The following is a 20,766-nucleotide window of genomic DNA, read 5'->3' as shown; positions in this document are numbered from 1 at the left end:
CTCTCATTATTTTAAAGTTAATTCAGCTTCAAAATTAATATTGAAATTTCTTCTTATAGTACTCTTTTAACAAAATATTAGGAATAATCTTCTTTAAAATCCATTTTTTGTTTATGACAACAACTTCTAAGACAGAAATTGTCGCATTAAGACCTTTCATTTTTGCCAAAATGCTAGATCTATGTTGTCCATCTAAAATTATGTTATCTTCTTGAACCAGAATTGGGTTGGTCTCATTATAACCTTCACGTTCAATTTTATTAATCAATGTGTCAAAGCGTTCAACTGTCATTACTGGTAAATTGTGTGTTGAGTGAAATTCGCAATACTTCTCATACACGTCTTTTTCACCAAGTAAATATTGATAAGGCGCTGTTTGTTCAATCTTTTGGTATTTATTTGTAATGGGAGATATAACACCCAGATTGCGAATTCTAACTACTCTTTTCCTTAAACTAACCATACGATTGTCAAAACACTGAAAGAAAAATTCGTCATTAATTTTATACGACTTTAATCGATTTTCTGCTGAGTATTTTTCATAAAAATTTTCTTCTATTTTTTTTATAAAACCCGTGTTTCCACAATTTGTTCCAAAAAAATTATCTTCTTTAACTGTACTAATAAATCGCTCTAGGGCATGGGCTAGTGACAGACCTCGGCTAACAGGAACTGGTTTAAAATCATCTGGATTTAAATGTAGCACTACTAATTTATCTAATAACTCAGGCCTGATTGCAAAACAGGAACCAGCAACAAATCGATAATTCTGGGGCAATTTTAGTCCAACATCATTTAATCTCTTATTAACTAAATTAACCTTATAATATGGGTCTCGCACAAACAAATTTTTTGCGGCAGCAAGTTGATATTTTGTTCCGTTGCTTAAATTATTCACCACTAAATGAACATTATGCGGCCCAAGTATTCCCTCAAATAGATTTAAAAACCAATCTCGATTCCTAAATAATTGCTTATATATATATATTCTCTTTCTGAATACACCTTTTGATTGTATTTTGAAAATTACATCGTATTTATGATAATCGACTTCTTTTAAAGCAAAGAAAAATGGACCAATATCAAATCCTTTATTCTCACAAGGAATTAAAGTAACATCCTGTTTGAATTTTTTGACATGATTTAATGCCGTCTGCATATCTTTTTTTTGGCTTAAATCAACGGGGTATGTAACAATCAGATCCCATTCATAGACGTCCAAGTTGATTAAATACTCTTGAATTTCCAACCAACTCTGCGGATAAAATAAATGTAAAATGACGAGAACCTTTTTACTTTTGTTTTTCTTGATTAACTTAGAATCCAACTGTATATATTTTTGTCTAAAACGTTTTCTACTTCTTCTTTTTCTGAAATATCTACGAAAGAAAAAAGACATCATTATACTCCCATTTACAATTTGACTTAGTGCAAGAATGTGACAATTTTAAAAAGTATGTTTCTAAGTAGACCATTTTTCTTAATTCCATATTTATTTAATAAAAAGATCCTTTTCAATCTGGACATCTGCAAAAAATCAGCCCCAAGCGAAAACAAATCATACTGTCTGTCAGAAAGCTTTTGACCGAATACTTTTAAGAAAGCACGGTCTTGCAAAGAAACGTTATTTAAGCTTTTAATAATCTCACTATAGTTATATCCCTGTTTCAATTTACCAAAAAGGCTAGAAGATCCAATTACATTGTTACCGTGCTGCCGATACATGATTGTAGACACGTTAATAAATTCAATATGTCCAAATGTTTCGGCAATTAAAGCCATCCACCAATCATGCATTATTGCTTGGTCAGGAACAAAAGCTAATTTTGCTTTCAGTCGTTGATTTATCATCACTGTACATCCAGTGACATTATTCTGTACTATAAGCTGCTCTAGTGGTAAATAGGCTTGCAAATGTTGTTTAGATATGAATGAAGGCGAAATCACTTTCAATTTTTCATCAACGACTTCCAAATCACTATGAACCAATATTGGTAGTTCATTGTATGCTTCCCTGAGCATAGTTTGTAAGGTCACCGCAACTTTATTTGGAAGCCAATAATCATCCTGATCGCAAAACATATAAAAATCGGCTTGCACAGAATTCAACAACTTAAAAAAAGATCGCTTAACCCCAATATTTTCAGCCGATTTTCCATCAAATAGTCTTATTCTGCTATCCTGTGAGATGAACTTATTGATTAACTCCATTGTTGAGTCAGATGACCCGTCATCTCTTATAAATAAGTTCCAGTCCGAATAAGTTTGCTTAATTATTGAATTGATTTGGTCTTCAAGATATTTTTCAGCATTGTAAGTTGATAATAATATTGCAACTTTTGCTTTTTGACTCATTACCACAACTTCCAACCCCATTTATTAAAATATTTTGTCATGCTGTTCACCATTTGCAAAACTCCAGTAATGCTTTTTCTATTATTTCGCTGCCACTCATGAATGACATAAGCATATGGGAAGAAAATAGCTTTTCCTCTTTCTGACATAGACCGAGAAATATCACAATCTTCCATATATAAAAAGTAACGTTCATCAAATCCATGTATACTTTTTAAAATTGAAGTCTTAAAAACCAAAAATGATCCCGGAAAATTTGAAGCCCGATAAATATGGTCATACCCCTCATGGGAATAATTGAACCAGTCTTGCCTTTTCTTAAAGAGATTGTCTCCTAAGAAACGAATCCCCATATCAAGAAGAGTCGGATTATGTTTCACCAATTTTTGAATTTCGCCATCACTATAACGAATTAAGGGTGACAAGAGCACTATGTCATTCATCGCCATATAGGATACCATGTGTTCAATTTGTTTGTTGTCTGGAACTGTGACATCCGGATTAACTATGATATGATAATCTGATTTAACTTCTGAAATTGCAAGATTATGACCTGCACCAAATCCCTTATTAGCTTTAGCAATTATTACATGGAATTCCGAAGCTTCCTTTGACTTTTTTTTTAAGAATTCCGTGATTGACTTATTTTGTGGTGAATTATTCACAAAATAAAATTCACATTTGAAATTAATAGGAGCAGTATCTACCAGATTATTCATCAATTCTGATATTTGAGACACCGAATTATTATATAAAACAATTGAATACGAAATTTTCAAAAGATTTCTCTCCTAGTATGCATCATTAGGTTTTATGATAACTCCAATTGTTCTAATTAGAATTTCAAAGTCAAATAACAGGCTTGAACGTTTGATGTATTCAATATCTAAATTGACCATTTCATGAAAACCAACACTATTTCTTTCCGTAACTTGCCACAACCCTGTACAGCCAGGGGTAACCATCAAACGCTGACAGTCATAATTCGTATACTCTTGCACTTCTCTTTCCAATGGTGGTCGTGGGCCAACGAGTGCCATATCTCCACGAAGCACATTTACCAATTGTGGTAACTCATCAATACTATATTTACGGATTACACGTCCAATGTTTGTAACGCGCGGATCATCTTTCATTTTAAACATTGCACCGTCTACTTCATTCTTATCAGCTAACTTATCAATCTTTTGATCTGCATGTACAACCATAGAACGAAACTTATACATATTAAAAATTTTACCACTACGTCCTATACGCCGTTGCACATAATACACTGGGCCATTGTCTTCTCGCTTTATCAAAAAACTAACAATCAAAAATACTGGGCTTAAAACTATTAGCGCAACAAGGCTTACAATCTTATCTATTATCTTTTTAGTAGTTCGATAAAAAAATCTTGAATCTATTTTTTCCTGATCTAACATTTGTTCTCCAGGTTTTATAAGAGAATCCTTGTCGCTCATATCCAGATACTCCCGTACTTGTCCTTTATGGTTTCCTGCTTCCATAAATTATCTCCCCTTTAATTCAAAAAATTCCCCAAAATTTCCCCCGTCTTTTTTTTATAGCATGAATTGAATGGGCATTTACCGACTCCCCATTAATAATTGCTTTCGCATTACTCTCAAATTCTTCAGCCAACTCTTGACCAAACTCTTTTTTTACTTTCTCAAAAGCTTTACTCATTTCATATTTTCGCCCAGGCAGATTATGTGCATCTGATGCAAAAACATATGCTTGGCCAGCTTCAATCAGTTGCTGACTAAAATGTTCAACTTTTTTGCCGAAAGTTCCAACATAACTGCTAGCTGTAATTTGTGATAAACAACCCTTTTCAAGTAAATCATAAATTAAATCTGGATTCCGAATAATTTTAGTATTGCGCTCTGGATGAACAATAACTGGCACTATACCTCGCTGTTGCAATTGATAAATCATGTCAGTGGTGTACGTGGGAACATCATCATCTGGAAATTCTAGCATCAAATATCGATTATTCTCATCTGCAAATAGAATATCATTTCGATCTAATGCCTTTAATAGATCACCATTAATTCTTACTTCTTGACCTGGAAAAACGGTTAATGGAATCTTATGCTGACTGAGTTGTTCTTGAAAAGCATTTGTCATTCGAACAACTTTGTCTCTATGATTGATATACTTTCCATTCATGTGGTGAGGAGTTAATAGAGCATGAGTCACACCATCATTAACCGCTTCGGTAGCTAGTTTTAGCGAAACTTCCATATTAGCTGAACCGTCATCTACCCCTGGAAGCAAATGACAATGAAGATCTATCATCAAGATTATCCTTCCAATCTATTGCTCGTACCCGTATCCATACCCGTATCCATATCCATACCCGTATCCATATCCATTTTTCGGCGCCATATCGTTTAACACATAGCCCAATAAATTAGCATGTACTATCGATAATAATTCTTTCGCACGCTGAACTGCCGCACGTTGTGCAATTCCTTGTCTCACTACCAGCACGACACCATCGACATTAGCAGCTAGTACTTGAGTATCTGTTACAGATAATAACGGTGGAACATCAAAAACGACTAAATCAAAATCATTTTCTACTGATTCTAAAAAGCCTTTCATTCGATTTGAATTTAAAAGTTCAGCTGGGTTGGGTGGTATTGGGCCACTGGTAATAACTGATAAATTATCGATTACATTCATATCGGCAATTGTCTTGTAGTCCTCATCATTTGCCAAAATAGTTGACAAACCTTGCGCGTTACTCAAATCAAACGTGGAATGTAAAGTTGGTAGTCGTAAATCAGCATCCACAAACAATATTTTTTTCCCTTGCTGTGCCCAGACCACGGCTAAGTTTGCTGATACTGTAGATTTACCTTCACTAACATCTGACGATGTAAATAACAATGTTCTAATATCTTTATCAACACTAGAAAAATCGATATTTGTTCTAACAGTTCGAAATTGTTCAGAAACAACATTCTTTGGTTCAACCGCCGTGACCAATTTGGCCCCATTATCGATAGTATCCGTTGAAAGTCTTTTTTTATGATGAAATAGTGACATTCTAAATCCTCCTAAACTCGGACGCGCTTCGTGTGATTTGAAGTCCGACTTCCGCTAGACTTCACAAATTGTTTCCCATTACTAATCCTAATTGATGCAATATGCCCCAGGTTGGTTAAACCTAAATCAGTTTGTAAGAATTCATCATCCTTAACAGTAGTATCTGTCAATTCTTTAATGAAGGCATAGCCGATACCAATTAGAAAGCCTACAATTAAGCCAAGGAGAATAATTAACTTTGTGTTTGGTGACGTTTTGCTATAGTTCGGGGTAGCTTTCGAAATGGTTGAAACGTTATTAATACGCATCATTGTCTTAATCTTAGACTTAAAGACTTGCGCAATCTCATTGGCGACTGCAGCAGATTTATTAGGATCGTCTGTTTCAACATTTACTGCAAACACTTGAGAATTCTGCTGGCTGCTTAATGAAATAGCGCTTTTTAATTCTCCAACACTAACTTTATATGCACTCCCAGTTGCTTTATAAACAGCTGGCTTAGCAGCTCGAACCAAAACTCTTTTTCCTGTGACTGCGCTGGTTCGATAAACTGCCTTGGTGGCTTTACGAACTAACTTCTCCGGATGTGCAAGATTTTTTTGAACCTGTGTCAGAATAACTTGATTAGTCACTATATCTTTATATGTGCTAACCATTTGAACATCAGCTTGCTGATTTTGATAGGCAAACGCTGGATTATCATTACTTCTTTGATTAACTAGTAACTGAGTGGTTGAAGTATATTTTGGTGTCATTGCAAAGTCAGATATTCCAAACGCTATAATTCCAAAACCAATTGTAGCAATAATGATGAAAACTAAATGCTTGCGTAAGATGCCGAACATCTTTTTTAAATCTAGGGTGCTTTCCATGCTTTTCCTCCGAGATGGGTATTTTTCTATTAGATGTAACTGCAATGATTGTTAATCATACTTTAATTAGAAGTACTAAGGCTTAAATTACTACGTAACTCATTAGAAACCCGAGTCCGTTCTGCTGAAGAAACAACTTCAAACGATTGTCCGCCCAGCATATCTGTCTTACCCTGTGCGTGATCTGAAGTCATATTTTTGCCAGCTGATCGATAGTTTAAAGCCAATCCAAGCATATCGCTACGAGTTAGATCAGTTTGCATTTCATCTGAAATGGCAATCAAAAAGTCATTATTCAAAACTGTCTTATAAGAAATTGACTTCTTCAATAACGCTGAAATAATCAAACGTTGACGTTCCTGACGACCATAGTCACCACGTGGATCATCATAGCGCATCCGAGAAAACTTTAAGGCCTTGCTACCGTTTAAATGATATTTTTGTCCCTTAGTGAAAGTTGCACCATCGTAATTGAACGACAATGGCGAAACTACGTCAACACCACCGACTTTATTAATGGCTTTTTCCAGGCCACCCATATTAACTAACAGATAGTAGTCAATTGGAACATTCAGATACTTCTGGACCGTTGCAATTGTCTCTTTAGTACCGCCATAAGTATAAGCAGCATTAATCTTAGCTGGCGAATACTTTGCGTAACCCGGCAAGTTTACCTTCATATCCCGAGGTAGACTAACCATCGTGGACTTATTGGTCTTTGGATTGATTGTCATGATCATGATAGTATCCGTCCGACCTTTATAAGAACGTCCTAATGCGCCAGTATCGGTACCAAGTAACAGAATTGAGACTGGCTTCTTGCTGGAAAGCACCTTCGAAGCATCTCGCAACCTCGGTGCACCAGACGGTTGATAAACCACCTTTGATGTCTCTGATAGTTTGTGCCAAGCATAAGCCACATAACCACCTGCAGCCACAACAATAATCGCAACCAACCAAATCAAGAAGTTACGCACCCGATGATGCCTGTGATGATGGTGATGATGAATATGATTGTTTGCTTGATGTAATTCTTTGTTATCTTCACTCATGTTTCTCAATTCTCCCAACCCCACCATGAAAAGATGGGTTTCTAAAAAAACGAATGATCGCAATTATTATAACTAATTCATTTTTCCACATTACCAATACTTCGTCAAGGTTATGACGATATATTAATGACTCTTTCTCTCGTTTGTACAGAAAATTTTGCTGAAGGCGATACTGAAATCATAAAAAAGCTTCCTTTTGCCACTTAGACGACTTTTACTTGCTGCTTTGCGTAAACACCCGCACCAATCATCCCAGCCCAAGGACCAAGCTGAGCGGACACAATGTCGCACACCTCACGGGCAACCTTCAGCGCGTGACCAGCAATCACTTCTTTAGTTGGCTTTAATAGCCGATCACCTGCTGCAGCTACGCCACCACCAATAATTACCCGCTCTGGATTGAACATATTGATTGCTGAAGATAAGCCGTAACCAAGGATTTCACCAGTCTCCTGCATGACCTTTTGAGCCATGGTGTCTTCCTGATCATAAGCATCCGAAACCATTTGAGCAGTAATCCTGGTTTCATCGTGATGTGTCCATTCGGTAATCACGCTTTGCTCACCAGCCGCTAAATGTTCCTGAACAGTCTTCACCATTCCTCTAGCGGACACGTAACGGCCCAGACAGCCAGAACTGCCACAAGCACACGGACGACCATGACGGTACATATTGAGATGGCCTAACTCAGCGGCGGAATTAGATTTACCGTACATCATCTGACCGTTGGTGATCATAGCAGCACCAAGTCCGGTACCTAACGTCACCATCAGCACGTCCTGTTTACCTTTACCGGCACCTAGCTGCCATTCGCCATACAGATTAACTCTGACATCGTTATCCATATAGGTAGGGATATGGAACTGGTCTTCAATCAACTGGACCACTGGCACGTTATCCCAGTGACTAAAGTTAGGCGAGAAAATTGACAGTCCTGCCTTAATATCCATCTGACCAGGAACACCTATACCAATAGCTTTGATCTGGTCAGTGCCTGTTTGCGTTTTGATCAATAACTGTTTCACCCCAGAGATGAGGTTATTCATGACCGTTTCACTATTCGTTTCTGATTCGGTGGCAACTTTTAATTTTGCTTGCACGGTTAGATCATCGTCAAGGAGGCCAAGCTTGATATTAGTGCCTCCTAAATCGATACCGAGATACATAGAACCATCACCTGCCTGTAAGCGTTTTAATGATAATACCATAATTGTACCACCAAGGACACTCACCATGAACTGACCCCATATAAAAAGGCCCACTCATCATGAGCTGGCCTTCCGCAAACCCACTGAATCTAGGGTCGACTATTTATTCTTTGGTTTGTTACTTTGGTCTTCTTTACGGAGCTTATCCGCAGTATCCAGAATATATTGACGTAATTCATCCTTGATTTCAGGGTGGGTCAATCCGTATTCCACGTTGGTCTTTACGTAGCCGAACTTGTTACCAACATCGAAACGTTGGCCCTTAAATTCGTGGGCAAAAACCCGTTGCGTCTGGTTCAAAGTATCGATGGCATCCGTTAACTGCACTTCGCCACCCTTACCAGGCTTCTGTTTAGCTAATACATCAAAGATTTCTGGTGTCAACAGGTAACGGCCAATAATAGCCAGGTCACTAGGTGCGTCTTCTACGGCTGGCTTTTCAACGAAGCGGCTGACGTTATATAAATCAGTATCGACTTTGTTTTGAGGATCGATGACACCATAAGCGGATACTTCGTCATGAGGTACCTTTTTAACGGCCAGGATTGAAGCGTGGGTCTTCTCATACTCGTTGATCAACTGTTTGGTCAATGGTACTTCATCATTCATCAAATCATCGCCTAACATCACCACAAAGGGTTCATCGGCGATAAATGACTTGGCGTAACGAATGGCGTCCCCTAGACCATTAGGATATGGCTGACGAATGTAGTACAGGTTCATCCCTGCGGCAGCCGTGGTTTCTTGAACTAAATCAAGTAACTTGGTCTTACCCTTTTCCTTCAAGTTCTGTTCCAGTTCAGGCGCAGAATCAAAGTGGTCTTCGATTGAACGCTTCTGTTTCCCCTCAATGATCAGAATATCTTCGATCCCACTGGCCTTTGCTTCTTCAACAATAAACTGAATTGTTGGTTTGTCCACAATAGGCAACATTTCCTTAGCAAGCGCTTTGGTTGCTGGCAGGAACCGGGTCCCAAGACCGGCAGCCGGAATCACCGCTTTACGTACTTTCATGATGAAATCTCCTCTATTAACAGAATAGTGCTGATTACAGCTATCTTTCATTTTACACTATGTCTAAGGAGATGAGGGATAATTTAACCAAATCTTCAGAACATTTCGCTGCTTAATGTTCAACTTCGTCTAACTGCTGAAAAATAGCCTGTACCCACTGACTATCATTGTCACGTTGATCCTGCTGTTCTAGAGCAACATAGCGTAGTTTGGGGAACTGATACCAGTCGTGGGCTTCCAGCTCATGCAACATCGCTGCCGAGCCCCTTTCAACACCGTGAATGATTCGCTTCGCTTGTTCCGGACGCAAATAACCAGCGCGCTGAGTAAAGTTGAAGAAGGCGGTTAACGTTGGTCGAATCTGTTGATATTCCTGTTTCTTGAATAGTAGACCAGGAAATAAGTGTTTCAGCAATATTTCCACGTCATGCATCCCGGTGTTTTTAACCGTTTTACGCTGGCGGTTGTAGAGCGCGTCAGCAAAAATCATGATGTACGTCTGTAGCTCAGACTCATCATTTTGTTTGAGTAATGGCGTACACTCTGGTGATTGAACAAATTCGTTGAACCACTGATTCACGTAATTGCGCACGGAAAAGCTGGTCGCCCGTTGCCACTGCGGCAGCGATTCCTCGGCACCATATAAGAACAGGTACGCTGTCTTCACTGGCAGCATCAACGTATTCAGCTGATTGTAGTCCATGTTAATCCGTTTGGTTTCAGCTTCAACCATTAGGAAAGTCGTGATTGACTCATAAATTTGGTCAGTCTGTAATGTATCCATTTCTTCTTGATAAGCACTGCTCAAGAAACGATAAAGGCCAAGGTGGATATTGCCCGTATTCCATTGTTTGAAAGAGATCTTAACTTTTTCCGCCATGATTTTAAAAAAGCCGTGAACCGCAACCTTGGTCGTTTGCAAGTCCAAGACATCCATCAATTGATGCTTTCGCAAAAATCGAATAAAGGCGCCCCATTCGCGTGAAAAGTCTTCTCCATATACTTCCGCCATTTGTATCTTCCCCATTTCAAAACTTCGTACTCATTAATATATCTATTATAGTATAACAAAGTTTATTCAGGCTTTTTGACGACATAAATAAAAAAATGATTATCAGTCAATTAATGGCTGGTAATCATTTGTTAGTCGCACTTGGCGTTATTAGGGAGGCAGTCACAGGCCACTTCTGTCGGCGCGGTTTTGGCTTTCTCAGTCAAGGCCGCCTGTAACTTTTGAATATCGGCTTGTGTCAGCTCCACGTGCTGGATGAGGTTCAACAGCGTCTCGCCCTTTTTCATGGCACACAAGTGATCAAAAAGCTGCTGGGCTGAGCCGTTCATGGCTTCAGTCTCACTGATGGTGGCCGTATAGAGGAACCGGCGATCCTGCTTCTCGGTCTGCAGCAGACCCTTTTTCACCAGCCTGCGCAATAGTGTCTTGATGGTGGAGTCCGACCACGACCGCTTGGCCTGCATCAGGTCGATCAGCTCACGGGAATAAAGCTGGCCTTTGGTCCACACGATGCGCATCAGTTCCCACTCTGATGGCGTGATCTCCTCAATGGAATTTTGTACCGCTTCGCTCATGCTTTTTTCCTCCGTTTACAGTTGTAACTCTACATGCAGTTTACCATGTTTGCGTATTAAGTCAATCAATTACCTTGTTTCATTTCCATTATACCCACCCTCACCGTTCCGGTCTATACCTGAAGTCAGTTTAGTTGTCATCGTCAACTATCCCCGTATAATAAGCATCAAAGTTGCCACCAGGCGACTGACTAAGGAGGAATGATCATGGTTAAAGTAGGCATTAATGGATTTGGCCGCATTGGCCGGTTAGTACTACGCCGGGTATTGGAGTTAAACGACCCGGATATTGAAGTCACCGCCATCAACGATTTAACAACACCGTCGATGCTGGCCTATTTGTTTAAGTATGACACCACTCACGGGACGGTACCCTATGACGTATCGGCTACCGACGACTCACTGATTATTGACGATCACACCTACCGCGTCTATGCGGAGCGTGACGCCAAGAACATCCCTTGGGTAGACAACAACGACGTGGAACTGGTGCTGGAATGTACCGGCTTTTACACTTCGGAGGAAAAGTCGCAAGCTCACTTGGATGCCGGTGTGAAGAAAGTCCTGATTTCCGCCCCAGCGGGTCCCATCAAGACCATCGTTTACGGTGTGAATGACGACACCCTCACCCCAGACGATACCATTATCTCGGCGGGGTCCTGCACCACCAACGCCTTAGCACCCATGGCTTACGCGCTGAATCTGGAGTTTGGTTTAGAGGTGGGCACCATGACCGTAATTCACGCCTTTACCAGCTCACAAATGATTCTGGATGGGCCCAAGGGCAGCAAGTTACGGCCGAACCGTACCGCATCTGCCAACACCATTCCCCATTCCACTGGCGCTGCCAAAGCCATTGGTCTAGTGATTCCCGAAATTGACGGTCATCTCCAAGGCCACGCACAACGGGTAGCAGTGATCGATGGTTCCGTGTGCGAGTTAGTCTCCGTACTGGCCACTGAGAACGTCACGGCTGACCAGATCAACGAAGCAATCAAGCCCTACACGGTGTACAACGAGTCCTTTGGCTGGAATGAAGACAGCATCGTTTCATCCGACATCATCGGCGATACCCACGGGGGCGTGTTTGACCCAACCCTGACGGAAGTCACCTCTAACGGCAAGTATCAGGTGGTGAAGACCGCTACTTGGTTCGATAACGAGTACGGCTTCGTTTCCAACATGGTGCGGACGGCTAAGGCGTTTGCTAACGCGCAGAATTATGGTGAATAATTGAAACTTTTTGACTGACACGGCTGAGGCATTGGCCGTGTTTTTACTTTTAGTGGACACCGTGAACGCTTGGGGTATCGAAGTTCGCTTCGGCCTTGGCGTTGGTAGTCTTGGTGATCAGTGCATCTGGGGAACCGTAGTAACCGATGTACTTGGTATTATTCACCGTTACGGGTTTTGCCATGAGATTATCAATGTGTAAGGCAATTTGAGTGCGTTGTGGGACTTGTTTGACGGTACCGCTGCCGGCTGTGCCGAACTGCCACTTTTGAGCAGTGAGCGTGATGATTTCACTGGTGACTTGCTTGCCACTCTTGTTCTTGCCGACTTTGGCGGTGACTGGATAGGCTTTGGTGGCTGTGAAGTGGAGATGTTGGGTCGATTTCTTGAATTGGTCATAGCGCTGCTGATCCTGCTTGGCCTCAGTGTTCGCCTGTTCGATACCCTTCTTATAGGTATATTGATCCGAGTTTTTCTGATTGGACTTGTCGAGTTTCAGTTCACCTTGGTAATTGGTCTGCTGTTTCTTCAGCGTGTGGTTGAAGGCTGTTCGCTCATTGTTTTTGGCTAAGGTGACTGTTTGGGCGACACTCTTATGGTTCAATTCAGTTAGGGAAATCCCCCGTACCTGATAATCAGTGATCTGACCCTTTTGCTGGATCAAAATATCGTTGACCTGACTGTTAGGCTTTGGCGTGGCAGTGTTGAGCCGATACCAGACCTGCTCCTTGGGATTTTGTGCTGTAGTGGCAAAGGCCACCTTGCTGGCTTTGGTCGCATCCGTTGAGTGGCCGCACCCTGCTAAACTGAGTAAGGCTACCCCAGCTATACTGATTACCATTAATTGACGTAGACGTGATTTCATAATCATTTATCCCTCCAAAACAAGTATTCTATTTTTACCTTAACGTTGGCATTTGCTTAATGCAATCCCTCTAATTTGCCAATATAGCGGTTACATCCAGATTGTGCCTTTCATCACTAGGCCGTTCGTTGTAAGATATAAAGGTTGTTATAATATGACAGTAAATAACTTATAGATGTCTCAACAAACTACCATTGAAAGAAGGCGCTTCTGTGTCAAAACGAAACATCTTCATCGTCACCTGCGCGCTACTCCTGTCCAATGCCATGAGTGGTCTTGATAACACCATTATTAACACCGCGTTACCCGCAATTATTTCCGACCTTCATGGGATTGAACTAATGGGCTGGATCGTCGCCGTTTTCCTGTTGGGAACAGCCGTTAGCACCCTGCTCTGGAGTAAATTAGGCGAACATATCGGTAACAAACAGGCATACCAATTGGCTGCCATGTTCTTCGTGGTGGGGTCATTTCTCCAAGGGATTTCACCTAACATCGTCTTTCTGATTATTTCCAGAACGATTGCTGGGATCGGGAACGGTGGTGTGGTGTCACTACCCTACATCATTTACGCTCATTTATACGAAAACCCTCGCAAACGTATGAAAGTGCTGGGCTTCGTATCAGCCAGCTACAGTATGGCCACCATCATCGGCCCGTTAGTCGGCGGCTACATCGTGGATGCCTTTAGCTGGCACTGGGTGTTCTTCCTCAACGTGCCGGTGGGACTGGTTTCCGCGATTCTGGTTCAGATCTACTACAAGTCGAACCCGAAGTACCGGGTAGACAGCGCCGTGGATTACGTCGGTGCCTGCCTCATGAGTGTTGGCCTGATTGCGTTATTAGCCGGTATTGAAATGATTGGCAGCGTCAGTACAACAGTGGTCATTGCCGTGATCGTCTTCGCCGTAATCTGCCTAGGTGTACTGTTACACTACGAAAATCGCGTGGAAGACCCCATCATTCCTCAGCGACTGTTCAAGAACCGGCCACTGATGATTGATTTCGCCTTATTTATCCTCATCTGGGGCGCCTTTTTGGGCTTCTTGATCTACAGTCCCATGTGGGCACAGGCGCTCTTAGGTACCAGCGCGTTGATTGGTGGTGCTACCCAGATTCCAAGTTCAATCACCGATTTTCTAGGCTCTGGTTCAGTGGCGCCTATGCGACGGTTTCTCAGGCCGCAGAAGGTAATTGCCATTGGGATCATCACCTTGGTATTGTCCTTCCTGCTGATGGTGGTGATGGGCGTCAAAGCCCCTTACTGGCTGTTGCTGGTGGCTGGTGTGTTTGAAGGCTTCGGTAACGGTGCCTGCTTTAACGAACTGCAGGTCAAAGTCCAAGAAGATGCGGACAGCAGCGATGTTCCCATTGCCACTTCCTTCAGCTTCTTGGTGCGAATGCTCAGCCAAACGTTTATGGCCTCGATTTTCGGGCTGATCATGAACAGCGCTCTACGTCGTGGCGTGGCTGCTTCAGGTGGTCAAATCACCATGAAAATGATGAACAAATTAAGTGACGCCCAATCCGTTGGGTCGTTACCTGCTCACTTGATTCCGCAAATGCGGGTGATCCTGCATAACGGGCTGCATAACATTATGTTAGTTTCGCTGGTCCTGATGCTGATTGCTGGTGGAATCAACATTTGGGCGCAACAGTTGAAGAAGGTTAAGTATGCGAAGCTGGAGGCTAAATCGGCTTCTTAGTTTGAGAATGTTTTAGGCCTCATAGCCTAAACGCGTTCCAAAAGGCATGCCCCTGCCATATAAGACAAAAAGACGGTATCCCGGAGAACCACCGGGATACCGTTTTTTCGTCTTATATTCTGGGGCATAGGCGCCTTTTTCCACGCTCTGCTCTATTTATCCCTCTCAATCAATCCCCTCATCACCGCCTGCAAGGTCTCCGCAAACGGCCCATTGACATCCACATGACTCTGATCCAGCCTTTGCTGCCACCACTTATTCCGGATATCCACGATCTTGGGTACCACCTGGCTGCCTGCCTCCGTAATCTTAATGACGTTGGTGGTTCGATTATCCATGGATTGGGTCTGCGACACGTAGCCCAACTCTGACAAGCGCTTGATTTCTCTGGTAATTTGACCCTTATTGATCACCAATCTTTTCGCTAATTCGTTTTGACTATGCTCTCCCTGCTGCTCCAGCAACAGTAATATGTAGGCGTTGGTGACGTTTAAATTTAATTTTTTGTAAACTGGTTGCGTGTCCCGTTGGAAGGCGCGGTGAATAATGGAGAAGCTCTGAGCGAGATCCCCCGGAAAAGTTTGTAAAGTCAAAATGATCCCTCCTGTTAATCTGCGTAATTGATTTAATTATACCGTTTGCCAGCACAGATTAAACCTTAAGTTTAAAATATCGTGAGTTTTCGTTGTGAATTTACTCAATCGAGGTATACTCAAGGTGACTTTACGGAGGAGGAATTGTGATGAAAACCTTAGATCGATATTATCGCAACGTAATTTCAGCCGCTAAACAAATCACTCGTCTGGAAGTGAACGATGAGGCCGAGCAATCTCAGCTCTATCAGGACTTAAATGATCTGCGTGATTTGTGTGATCAGCGCATGACTGAGCTCAAGAAAAATGTGAAGTAACCGACACTCTGACTGTTAAATACTTGACGACTTCAATCTAACATTCTTGACAAGCGATGGAAAATAGATTAGATTAGTGAGCAATAAAATAAAAGTAAAAAACACCTTTTAGTTCAATCTGTTTTAAGTGGATTTTACTTTTACTTTAAAGACTTCATCATCTAATATCTAACAGAGAAGAGTTTAGCATGAAGGAAAACGGCATTGAAAACAAGGGTAATCGTTTCAATATGTGGAAGATTCATCTGTCGGTGGCAACCGTAACGCTGATTCCCGCGGCTGTGGGCATTAACTACGTGGCTAAGGCCTTCGCGGAGGGGCTAAAATTACCGCTGTGGTTAGGGTCTCTGGGGACTTATTTAGCCAGTATGCTGGCTGGCCCCACTGCCGGCGCAATCAGCGGTTTTATCAACAACATTATTTACGGCTTAACTCTATCACCCGTTTCAACTGTGTATTCCATCACCAGTATCGCCATTGGTATTGTGGTCGGGGTGTTATTCAACCGTGGCTGGTTCAGCAACGCCAAGCGTGTCTTCGTTTCAGCTATTTTAATCGCCTTAACGTCAGCCATTATTTCAACACCATTAAACGTCATTTTCTGGGGCGGGCAAACCGGTATTCCGTGGGGCGACGCACTGTTCGCTACCATGATTGGTAATCACATCAACATCTGGATCGCCTCATTCACTGACGAATTCGTACTGGATATTTTGGATAAAGTCGTTGTGGCCTACATCGCCTTCTTCATTTACCGTCAGCTACCACAACGCATGATCAACTACTTTAAGGACAATCAATAATGGAAATTCGGGATAATAGTCTTTCAAAAATAGCGAAAATCCACTGGTATAATCTCATCGACCCCGTGACCAAACTGCTGGTGGCTCTCTTTTTGACCATGTTGTCGTTCGTGTTCACGAACCTCTACTTCGAAGTCAGCCTAGTCGTGATTTCTTTTGTGCTATTACTTTTGTCCCGGCTATCATCCGCCACCGTCAATGCAGTGTACTTTTGCCTCTTTCTAATCGTCACCATGATTTTGATTCAGGGACTATTTTACAGTGGCAACGTGCATCCGCTCTTTTCAGTCATGAACATTACGGTCTACCGCGAAGGCGTACTTTACGCCATGACCATGAGCGCGCGAATCTTGATCATCATCTTCGCTATCGGCTTTTTCATGAGTACCACCACGATTTCGGAAAACGCCAAGTATCTGGAATCCGTTGGGCTGCCGTACAAACTGGTTTATCTGCTCATGTCGGTTTGCTACATCCTTCCTCAGATTCAGCAGAACATGAAGAAAATCCAGTTTGCGGAACGCGCCCGCGGGATCAATCCCCAAAAAACGGTAACTCAAAAGGTGCGCTCAATTTTACCGATTTTGATTCCGTTAATCATCAAAACGTTTGATCAGTCTATTAACCGCTCTATTACGTTGCAACTTCGAGGTTTCGACAGTCCAGAACGGACTCTTGCCACGCCGAAGTATCATTACGTTAGGGCGCGGTTCAATCATTATCTATTGAGTTTTCTCACTATCTTTCTAATCGGGTGTAAACTATGGCAAATATTCAGCAGATTTCTATAACTCATCTCAGTTTCACCTATCAGCACGACACGGATACAGTACTGCACGATATCAACGTGTCGGCACCGTTAAACAGCATCATCGGAATTATCGGCAATCATAACGCCGGTAAAACCACCCTGTGTCGCGTGCTGGCTGGCATTATTCCTAATATGATGGGCGGCCAACTATCGGGTAACGTCCACATCGGCAACTTATCACCAACTAAAGACTGGTCTGTGCTCAATCGGCAGACCGGTTTTGTGCTGCAAGACCCTAATAGCCAACTCAGCGGGTTAGCGGATACCGTGGCTGATGAGATTGCCTTTGACCTGTTAAACCACGGGGTGGATGAAACTACTATTCAGCGGCGGGTGGCCGACGTTGCCGCTCAAATGCAGTTAACCGCGCAACTGCAGCAGTCGCCCAGTTCACTGTCAGGTGGCCAGTTACAACGGCTGGCGATTGCTACGGCCATTGTTACCGAGCCCAGCATTCTCATTTTAGACGACCCTACCAGTGAGATGGATCCGCAAGGTCGCGCAGACTTCTTCAACTGGCTGGCAAGTATTAAGAACACCACGATTTTCATTGTTTCAAACGAAATTGACGATTTATGTGAAATTGCTGATCGGCTGTGGGTCTTGGTGGACGGTGAGTTAGTCCGGAAAGGAACACCACTGGAGGTAATCAACCAGCTGAACCCTGAGTGGCAGATTGGCACGCCAAAGGTCTACCAACTCGCCAAACTCATGGATTGGTCGTTAGGCGCTGACTTGTTTCCGGTGAATATCAATCAACTGAGGGGGTGCGTTCATGACCAGCATTCAAATTGACGGGTTAAAATACCAGTATCCCACCAGTGACTTTAAGTTGGCTATTGATCAACTGACCATTAACGAAAATCTGGTGGCGATTGCGGGGCAAAACGGCGCGGGTAAGTCCACCCTGTTTAAACTGCTCACTGGACTAGTGCAGCCGCAAGCTGGTGAAATTCACATCAACCATCAGGATTTAGCCAACCTAACGCCGGAAGACCGCTTAAAGACTATCGGCATCGTGTTTCAAGATCCCAGTTCACAGCTCTTTAACGCCACCGTGGAAAAAGAAGTCGCTTGGAGTGTCTCGCAGGTTGAAACTGATGTTACGGTGGTGGCCGACACGGTTAACGAGGCGCTGGCTACAGTGGGTCTAACGGACCTGAAGGATAAGAATCCCTTTGATTTATCAATGCCAGAAAAGAAGCTCTTGGCCATTGCCACGGTGTTAGCCATTAACCCGCAGATCTACTTGTTCGATGAACCCATGATCTCGTTGGATTGGCCCAGTCAACAACTGGTCACCCGTTTGATGCAACGACTGGCTGAAGAAAAACACCAAGTCATCGCCATTACCCACGACATGGACTGGCTGGCAGCAACCTTTGCGAAGGTGGATGTCCTGGCTGATGGTCAGGTCATTTTTGAAGGATCACCCGAAAACTTTTTTGCTGACTCAGATTTAGTGCAGAAAACTGGTTTGATGACACCGCGAATCATGCAGATCGCCCAAGAAGTATTTGATGACGCACGGGTGTATTTGACGCCGGAGGATTACTTTGAGAAGCATTTGGAGCAGCGTTAACATCCAGAAGAAGATTAATCCGATGCCATATGCATCTTAAACTAGAAAATCCGTTTTATACTCACTCTGTGGTATTTGTGAGTATAAAACGGCTTTTTAATTATCCTAACACGTTATTTCACATCTGATTTTTGCACCAACAGAATTGCCATATTGCAAGTATCAACAAAATCAATTCCACGTGTATATTCATTTGCTTTTTGGTAATTAACCCACAACTTCTGCAAGTTTACACTATCTTTTAATTAATTGAGTATTCCAATGTAATGACCTATTTGATTCTCTGTTCCTCGCCTAGTAGCAGTTGCGTGGATTGCCTGGTTCAAAACATCAAATCGGATTTCTACAGAATCCTGATGTTCCAGCAAATAGAGATCATAGAAATCTTTTAATCGTGTATTTGCATCCCCGCGACTCACAATTGTCTCTAATTTCTCTGCAATAATGGTTTCAACTGTGTATGACATGATTTGCACCGTTCGATCCTCCAATAGCATTTTGTGAGTATATCTAATGGCATGCTCAGTAATGACATCTCCAGTTGAAATATCGATTTTTACATCAACCCTTGTACTGTAAATTTGTGCTTGAATGTGCATACGATATCCTGAGTATTCATCATCTTCTCTGATATCATCAGTTTTGAGAATTGAAAGATCAATGATATCTTCCGGGAGATCAATTTCACAGATCTCTGTAAAAACCTCAATCATCTTTGTTTTAGTGACCGGCAGCCCAGTAATAGAGGTATCAATATCTCGTGTTGAACGAGTATCAGTACCAATCATGGAGGCTATCAGAAAACCGCCTTTCAGTATGAGATTGTTTTGATATCGGGAATGAGCAATACGGTCTATCAAATCATCCAAAACTACTTCTTGAAGCATAATTTGAGGTGCAATATTTCTTTGTTTAGCTAGTTTTCTTATGTTTGCTAGGAACTGTTTTTGATTAGAAAACCTTAGTTTCACAGCAAAACCTCCATGTACCTTCTTATTTCATCTTCAACTTTAAATGTTTTAGCATAATCCATAAGTAACTGAATGTTTCTGACCCTCATATGAACATAACTATTCATTGCCTGCTTGATTGTCTCCGCATCAGACCGATCCCTAGTTCGAAGAATATCACATAACGTTCGTTCGACATTGTAAACTTTAACAGTGTTTCCACTGGGAGTTTTGGTTTCAGTGATGCCGATTTCATAAAGTTCTTTCTTTTGCCGATATAATTTTACTGGTGTATTTTCTATTTTGCTATAAGCATAGGGTAAAGGTAAATTCATTTCATAAACACTAGGTGTTCGATCCATCATTCCGTATAAAAACAATGCTGTGTCTTTGAAAAAAACGCCCTTGGATAACCGATACTGTAAAGCAGCCATATCATCGCCAAACTCAAAAGGAGAAATATATACACCTGGTGCTATTTTATCGAGCATTCTGTGGGCAAACATATTGCGAAGCGTCCTAGATGAAATTCCAATCGATTCAGCAGTCTTAGCATCAATTTGTCCGGCATTTTTTGCTAGATATTCTTCGATTTTATCCTTCTGAGTCATCAAATCGCCTCCTAACTAAAATTATCCGTTTTATACTCATATTGTAGCATATTGTGAGTATAAAACGGATAATTCTAACTCTGACTACTCTTCATTTCCAAGTGAAGTAGATCAACTTTATGATTAAAAATATGTACAAAAACTTACTAA

23 protein-coding genes are annotated in these 20,766 nt (G+C 41.9%); 7 read left to right on the top strand and 16 right to left on the bottom strand.

The annotated features are described in order from the left end of the window. Positions 1–34: 34 nt before the first annotated feature. The 12 genes from AC6H04_RS11035 to AC6H04_RS10980 form a co-directional block, all read right to left on the bottom strand. Positions 35–1,399: a hypothetical protein gene (locus AC6H04_RS11035; RefSeq protein ID WP_497571718.1), complete on the bottom strand. Its 1,365-nt coding sequence runs from the start codon at positions 1,397–1,399 to the stop codon at positions 35–37. 26 nt (positions 1,400–1,425) lie between these two features. Next, complete coding sequence (locus AC6H04_RS11030; RefSeq protein WP_497571717.1) at positions 1,426–2,355, bottom strand: glycosyltransferase family 2 protein; 930 nt, start codon at positions 2,353–2,355, stop codon at positions 1,426–1,428. After that, positions 2,355–3,134, bottom strand: a complete 780-nt coding sequence (locus AC6H04_RS11025; RefSeq protein ID WP_497571716.1) for a glycosyltransferase — start codon at positions 3,132–3,134, stop codon at positions 2,355–2,357. The genes AC6H04_RS11030 and AC6H04_RS11025 overlap by 1 nt, the downstream gene beginning before the upstream one ends. Before the next feature lie 12 nt (positions 3,135–3,146). Then, positions 3,147–3,779, bottom strand: a complete 633-nt coding sequence (locus AC6H04_RS11020) for a sugar transferase (protein WP_497571731.1) — start codon at positions 3,777–3,779, stop codon at positions 3,147–3,149. 103 nt (positions 3,780–3,882) lie between these two features. After that, positions 3,883–4,662 (bottom strand): tyrosine-protein phosphatase, encoded by a 780-nt coding sequence (locus AC6H04_RS11015; protein WP_497571730.1) that lies wholly within the window; start codon positions 4,660–4,662, stop codon positions 3,883–3,885. A gap of 12 nt (positions 4,663–4,674) precedes the next feature. Beyond that, positions 4,675–5,412: a CpsD/CapB family tyrosine-protein kinase gene (locus AC6H04_RS11010; RefSeq protein ID WP_497571715.1), complete on the bottom strand. Its 738-nt coding sequence runs from the start codon at positions 5,410–5,412 to the stop codon at positions 4,675–4,677. Positions 5,413–5,423: 11 nt separating this feature from the next. Next, positions 5,424–6,284: a YveK family protein gene (locus AC6H04_RS11005; protein ID WP_497571714.1), complete on the bottom strand. Its 861-nt coding sequence runs from the start codon at positions 6,282–6,284 to the stop codon at positions 5,424–5,426. 62 nt (positions 6,285–6,346) lie between these two features. Then, positions 6,347–7,336: an LCP family glycopolymer transferase gene (locus AC6H04_RS11000; RefSeq protein ID WP_497571713.1), complete on the bottom strand. Its 990-nt coding sequence runs from the start codon at positions 7,334–7,336 to the stop codon at positions 6,347–6,349. 203 nt (positions 7,337–7,539) lie between these two features. Beyond that, positions 7,540–8,544 (bottom strand): ROK family protein, encoded by a 1,005-nt coding sequence (locus AC6H04_RS10995; RefSeq protein WP_497571712.1) that lies wholly within the window; start codon positions 8,542–8,544, stop codon positions 7,540–7,542. A 99-nt stretch (positions 8,545–8,643) separates the two neighbouring features. Further along, a complete protein-coding gene (gene galU / locus AC6H04_RS10990) occupies positions 8,644–9,558 on the bottom strand; it encodes a UTP--glucose-1-phosphate uridylyltransferase GalU (RefSeq protein ID WP_497571711.1) in 915 nt (304 codons plus the stop codon). Between the two features lie 112 nt (positions 9,559–9,670). Continuing rightward, positions 9,671–10,570: a hypothetical protein gene (locus AC6H04_RS10985; protein ID WP_497571710.1), complete on the bottom strand. Its 900-nt coding sequence runs from the start codon at positions 10,568–10,570 to the stop codon at positions 9,671–9,673. Positions 10,571–10,701: 131 nt separating this feature from the next. Then, on the bottom strand, positions 10,702–11,145 hold the full coding sequence (locus AC6H04_RS10980; protein ID WP_497571709.1) for a CopY/TcrY family copper transport repressor: 444 nt from the start codon (positions 11,143–11,145) through the stop codon (positions 10,702–10,704). Between the two features lie 204 nt (positions 11,146–11,349). Between AC6H04_RS10980 and gap the strand changes: the two genes are divergently transcribed. Then, a complete protein-coding gene (gene gap / locus AC6H04_RS10975) occupies positions 11,350–12,378 on the top strand; it encodes a type I glyceraldehyde-3-phosphate dehydrogenase (RefSeq protein WP_497571729.1) in 1,029 nt (342 codons plus the stop codon). 49 nt (positions 12,379–12,427) lie between these two features. On the opposite strand, the gene AC6H04_RS10970 is transcribed toward gap, so the two are convergent. Then, complete coding sequence (locus tag AC6H04_RS10970; protein ID WP_497571708.1) at positions 12,428–13,249, bottom strand: hypothetical protein; 822 nt, start codon at positions 13,247–13,249, stop codon at positions 12,428–12,430. A 206-nt stretch (positions 13,250–13,455) separates the two neighbouring features. Here AC6H04_RS10970 and AC6H04_RS10965 point away from each other — a divergent pair, with 206 nt between their 5' ends. Beyond that, positions 13,456–14,949, top strand: a complete 1,494-nt coding sequence (locus AC6H04_RS10965; protein WP_497571707.1) for an MFS transporter — start codon at positions 13,456–13,458, stop codon at positions 14,947–14,949. Positions 14,950–15,101: 152 nt separating this feature from the next. Here AC6H04_RS10965 and AC6H04_RS10960 read toward each other — a convergent pair whose 3' ends face one another. Further along, positions 15,102–15,542 (bottom strand): MarR family winged helix-turn-helix transcriptional regulator, encoded by a 441-nt coding sequence (locus AC6H04_RS10960; RefSeq protein WP_497571706.1) that lies wholly within the window; start codon positions 15,540–15,542, stop codon positions 15,102–15,104. 149 nt (positions 15,543–15,691) lie between these two features. Between AC6H04_RS10960 and AC6H04_RS10955 the strand changes: the two genes are divergently transcribed. From AC6H04_RS10955 to AC6H04_RS10935, 5 genes are all read left to right on the top strand, one after another. Further along, positions 15,692–15,859, top strand: a complete 168-nt coding sequence (locus tag AC6H04_RS10955; RefSeq protein ID WP_497571705.1) for a hypothetical protein — start codon at positions 15,692–15,694, stop codon at positions 15,857–15,859. 188 nt (positions 15,860–16,047) lie between these two features. Then, on the top strand, positions 16,048–16,662 hold the full coding sequence (locus tag AC6H04_RS10950) for an ECF transporter S component (protein WP_098826475.1): 615 nt from the start codon (positions 16,048–16,050) through the stop codon (positions 16,660–16,662). After that, positions 16,662–17,453 carry an energy-coupling factor transporter transmembrane component T gene (locus tag AC6H04_RS10945; protein ID WP_497571704.1) on the top strand — a complete coding sequence of 264 codons (792 nt, stop codon included), beginning with the start codon at positions 16,662–16,664 and terminating at the stop codon, positions 17,451–17,453. Before AC6H04_RS10950 ends, AC6H04_RS10945 begins: the two co-directional genes overlap by 1 nt. Further along, the gene (locus AC6H04_RS10940; protein WP_497571703.1) at positions 17,426–18,268 is read left to right on the top strand and encodes an energy-coupling factor ABC transporter ATP-binding protein; all 843 of its coding nucleotides are present in this window, start codon (positions 17,426–17,428) and stop codon (positions 18,266–18,268) included. The genes AC6H04_RS10945 and AC6H04_RS10940 overlap by 28 nt, the downstream gene beginning before the upstream one ends. Beyond that, the gene (locus AC6H04_RS10935) at positions 18,249–19,055 is read left to right on the top strand and encodes an energy-coupling factor ABC transporter ATP-binding protein (RefSeq protein WP_497571702.1); all 807 of its coding nucleotides are present in this window, start codon (positions 18,249–18,251) and stop codon (positions 19,053–19,055) included. Before AC6H04_RS10940 ends, AC6H04_RS10935 begins: the two co-directional genes overlap by 20 nt. A gap of 245 nt (positions 19,056–19,300) precedes the next feature. On the opposite strand, the gene AC6H04_RS10930 is transcribed toward AC6H04_RS10935, so the two are convergent. Both AC6H04_RS10930 and AC6H04_RS10925 read right to left on the bottom strand, forming a co-directional pair. Next, complete coding sequence (locus tag AC6H04_RS10930) at positions 19,301–20,026, bottom strand: nucleotidyl transferase AbiEii/AbiGii toxin family protein (protein ID WP_497571701.1); 726 nt, start codon at positions 20,024–20,026, stop codon at positions 19,301–19,303. Continuing rightward, a complete protein-coding gene (locus AC6H04_RS10925; RefSeq protein WP_497571700.1) occupies positions 20,023–20,616 on the bottom strand; it encodes a type IV toxin-antitoxin system AbiEi family antitoxin domain-containing protein in 594 nt (197 codons plus the stop codon). Before AC6H04_RS10925 ends, AC6H04_RS10930 begins: the two co-directional genes overlap by 4 nt. Positions 20,617–20,766 lie beyond the last annotated feature (150 nt).

The organism is Secundilactobacillus sp. MJ173 (assembly GCF_059704265.1).
This window is presented reverse-complemented; position numbering and strand designations above follow the sequence as displayed.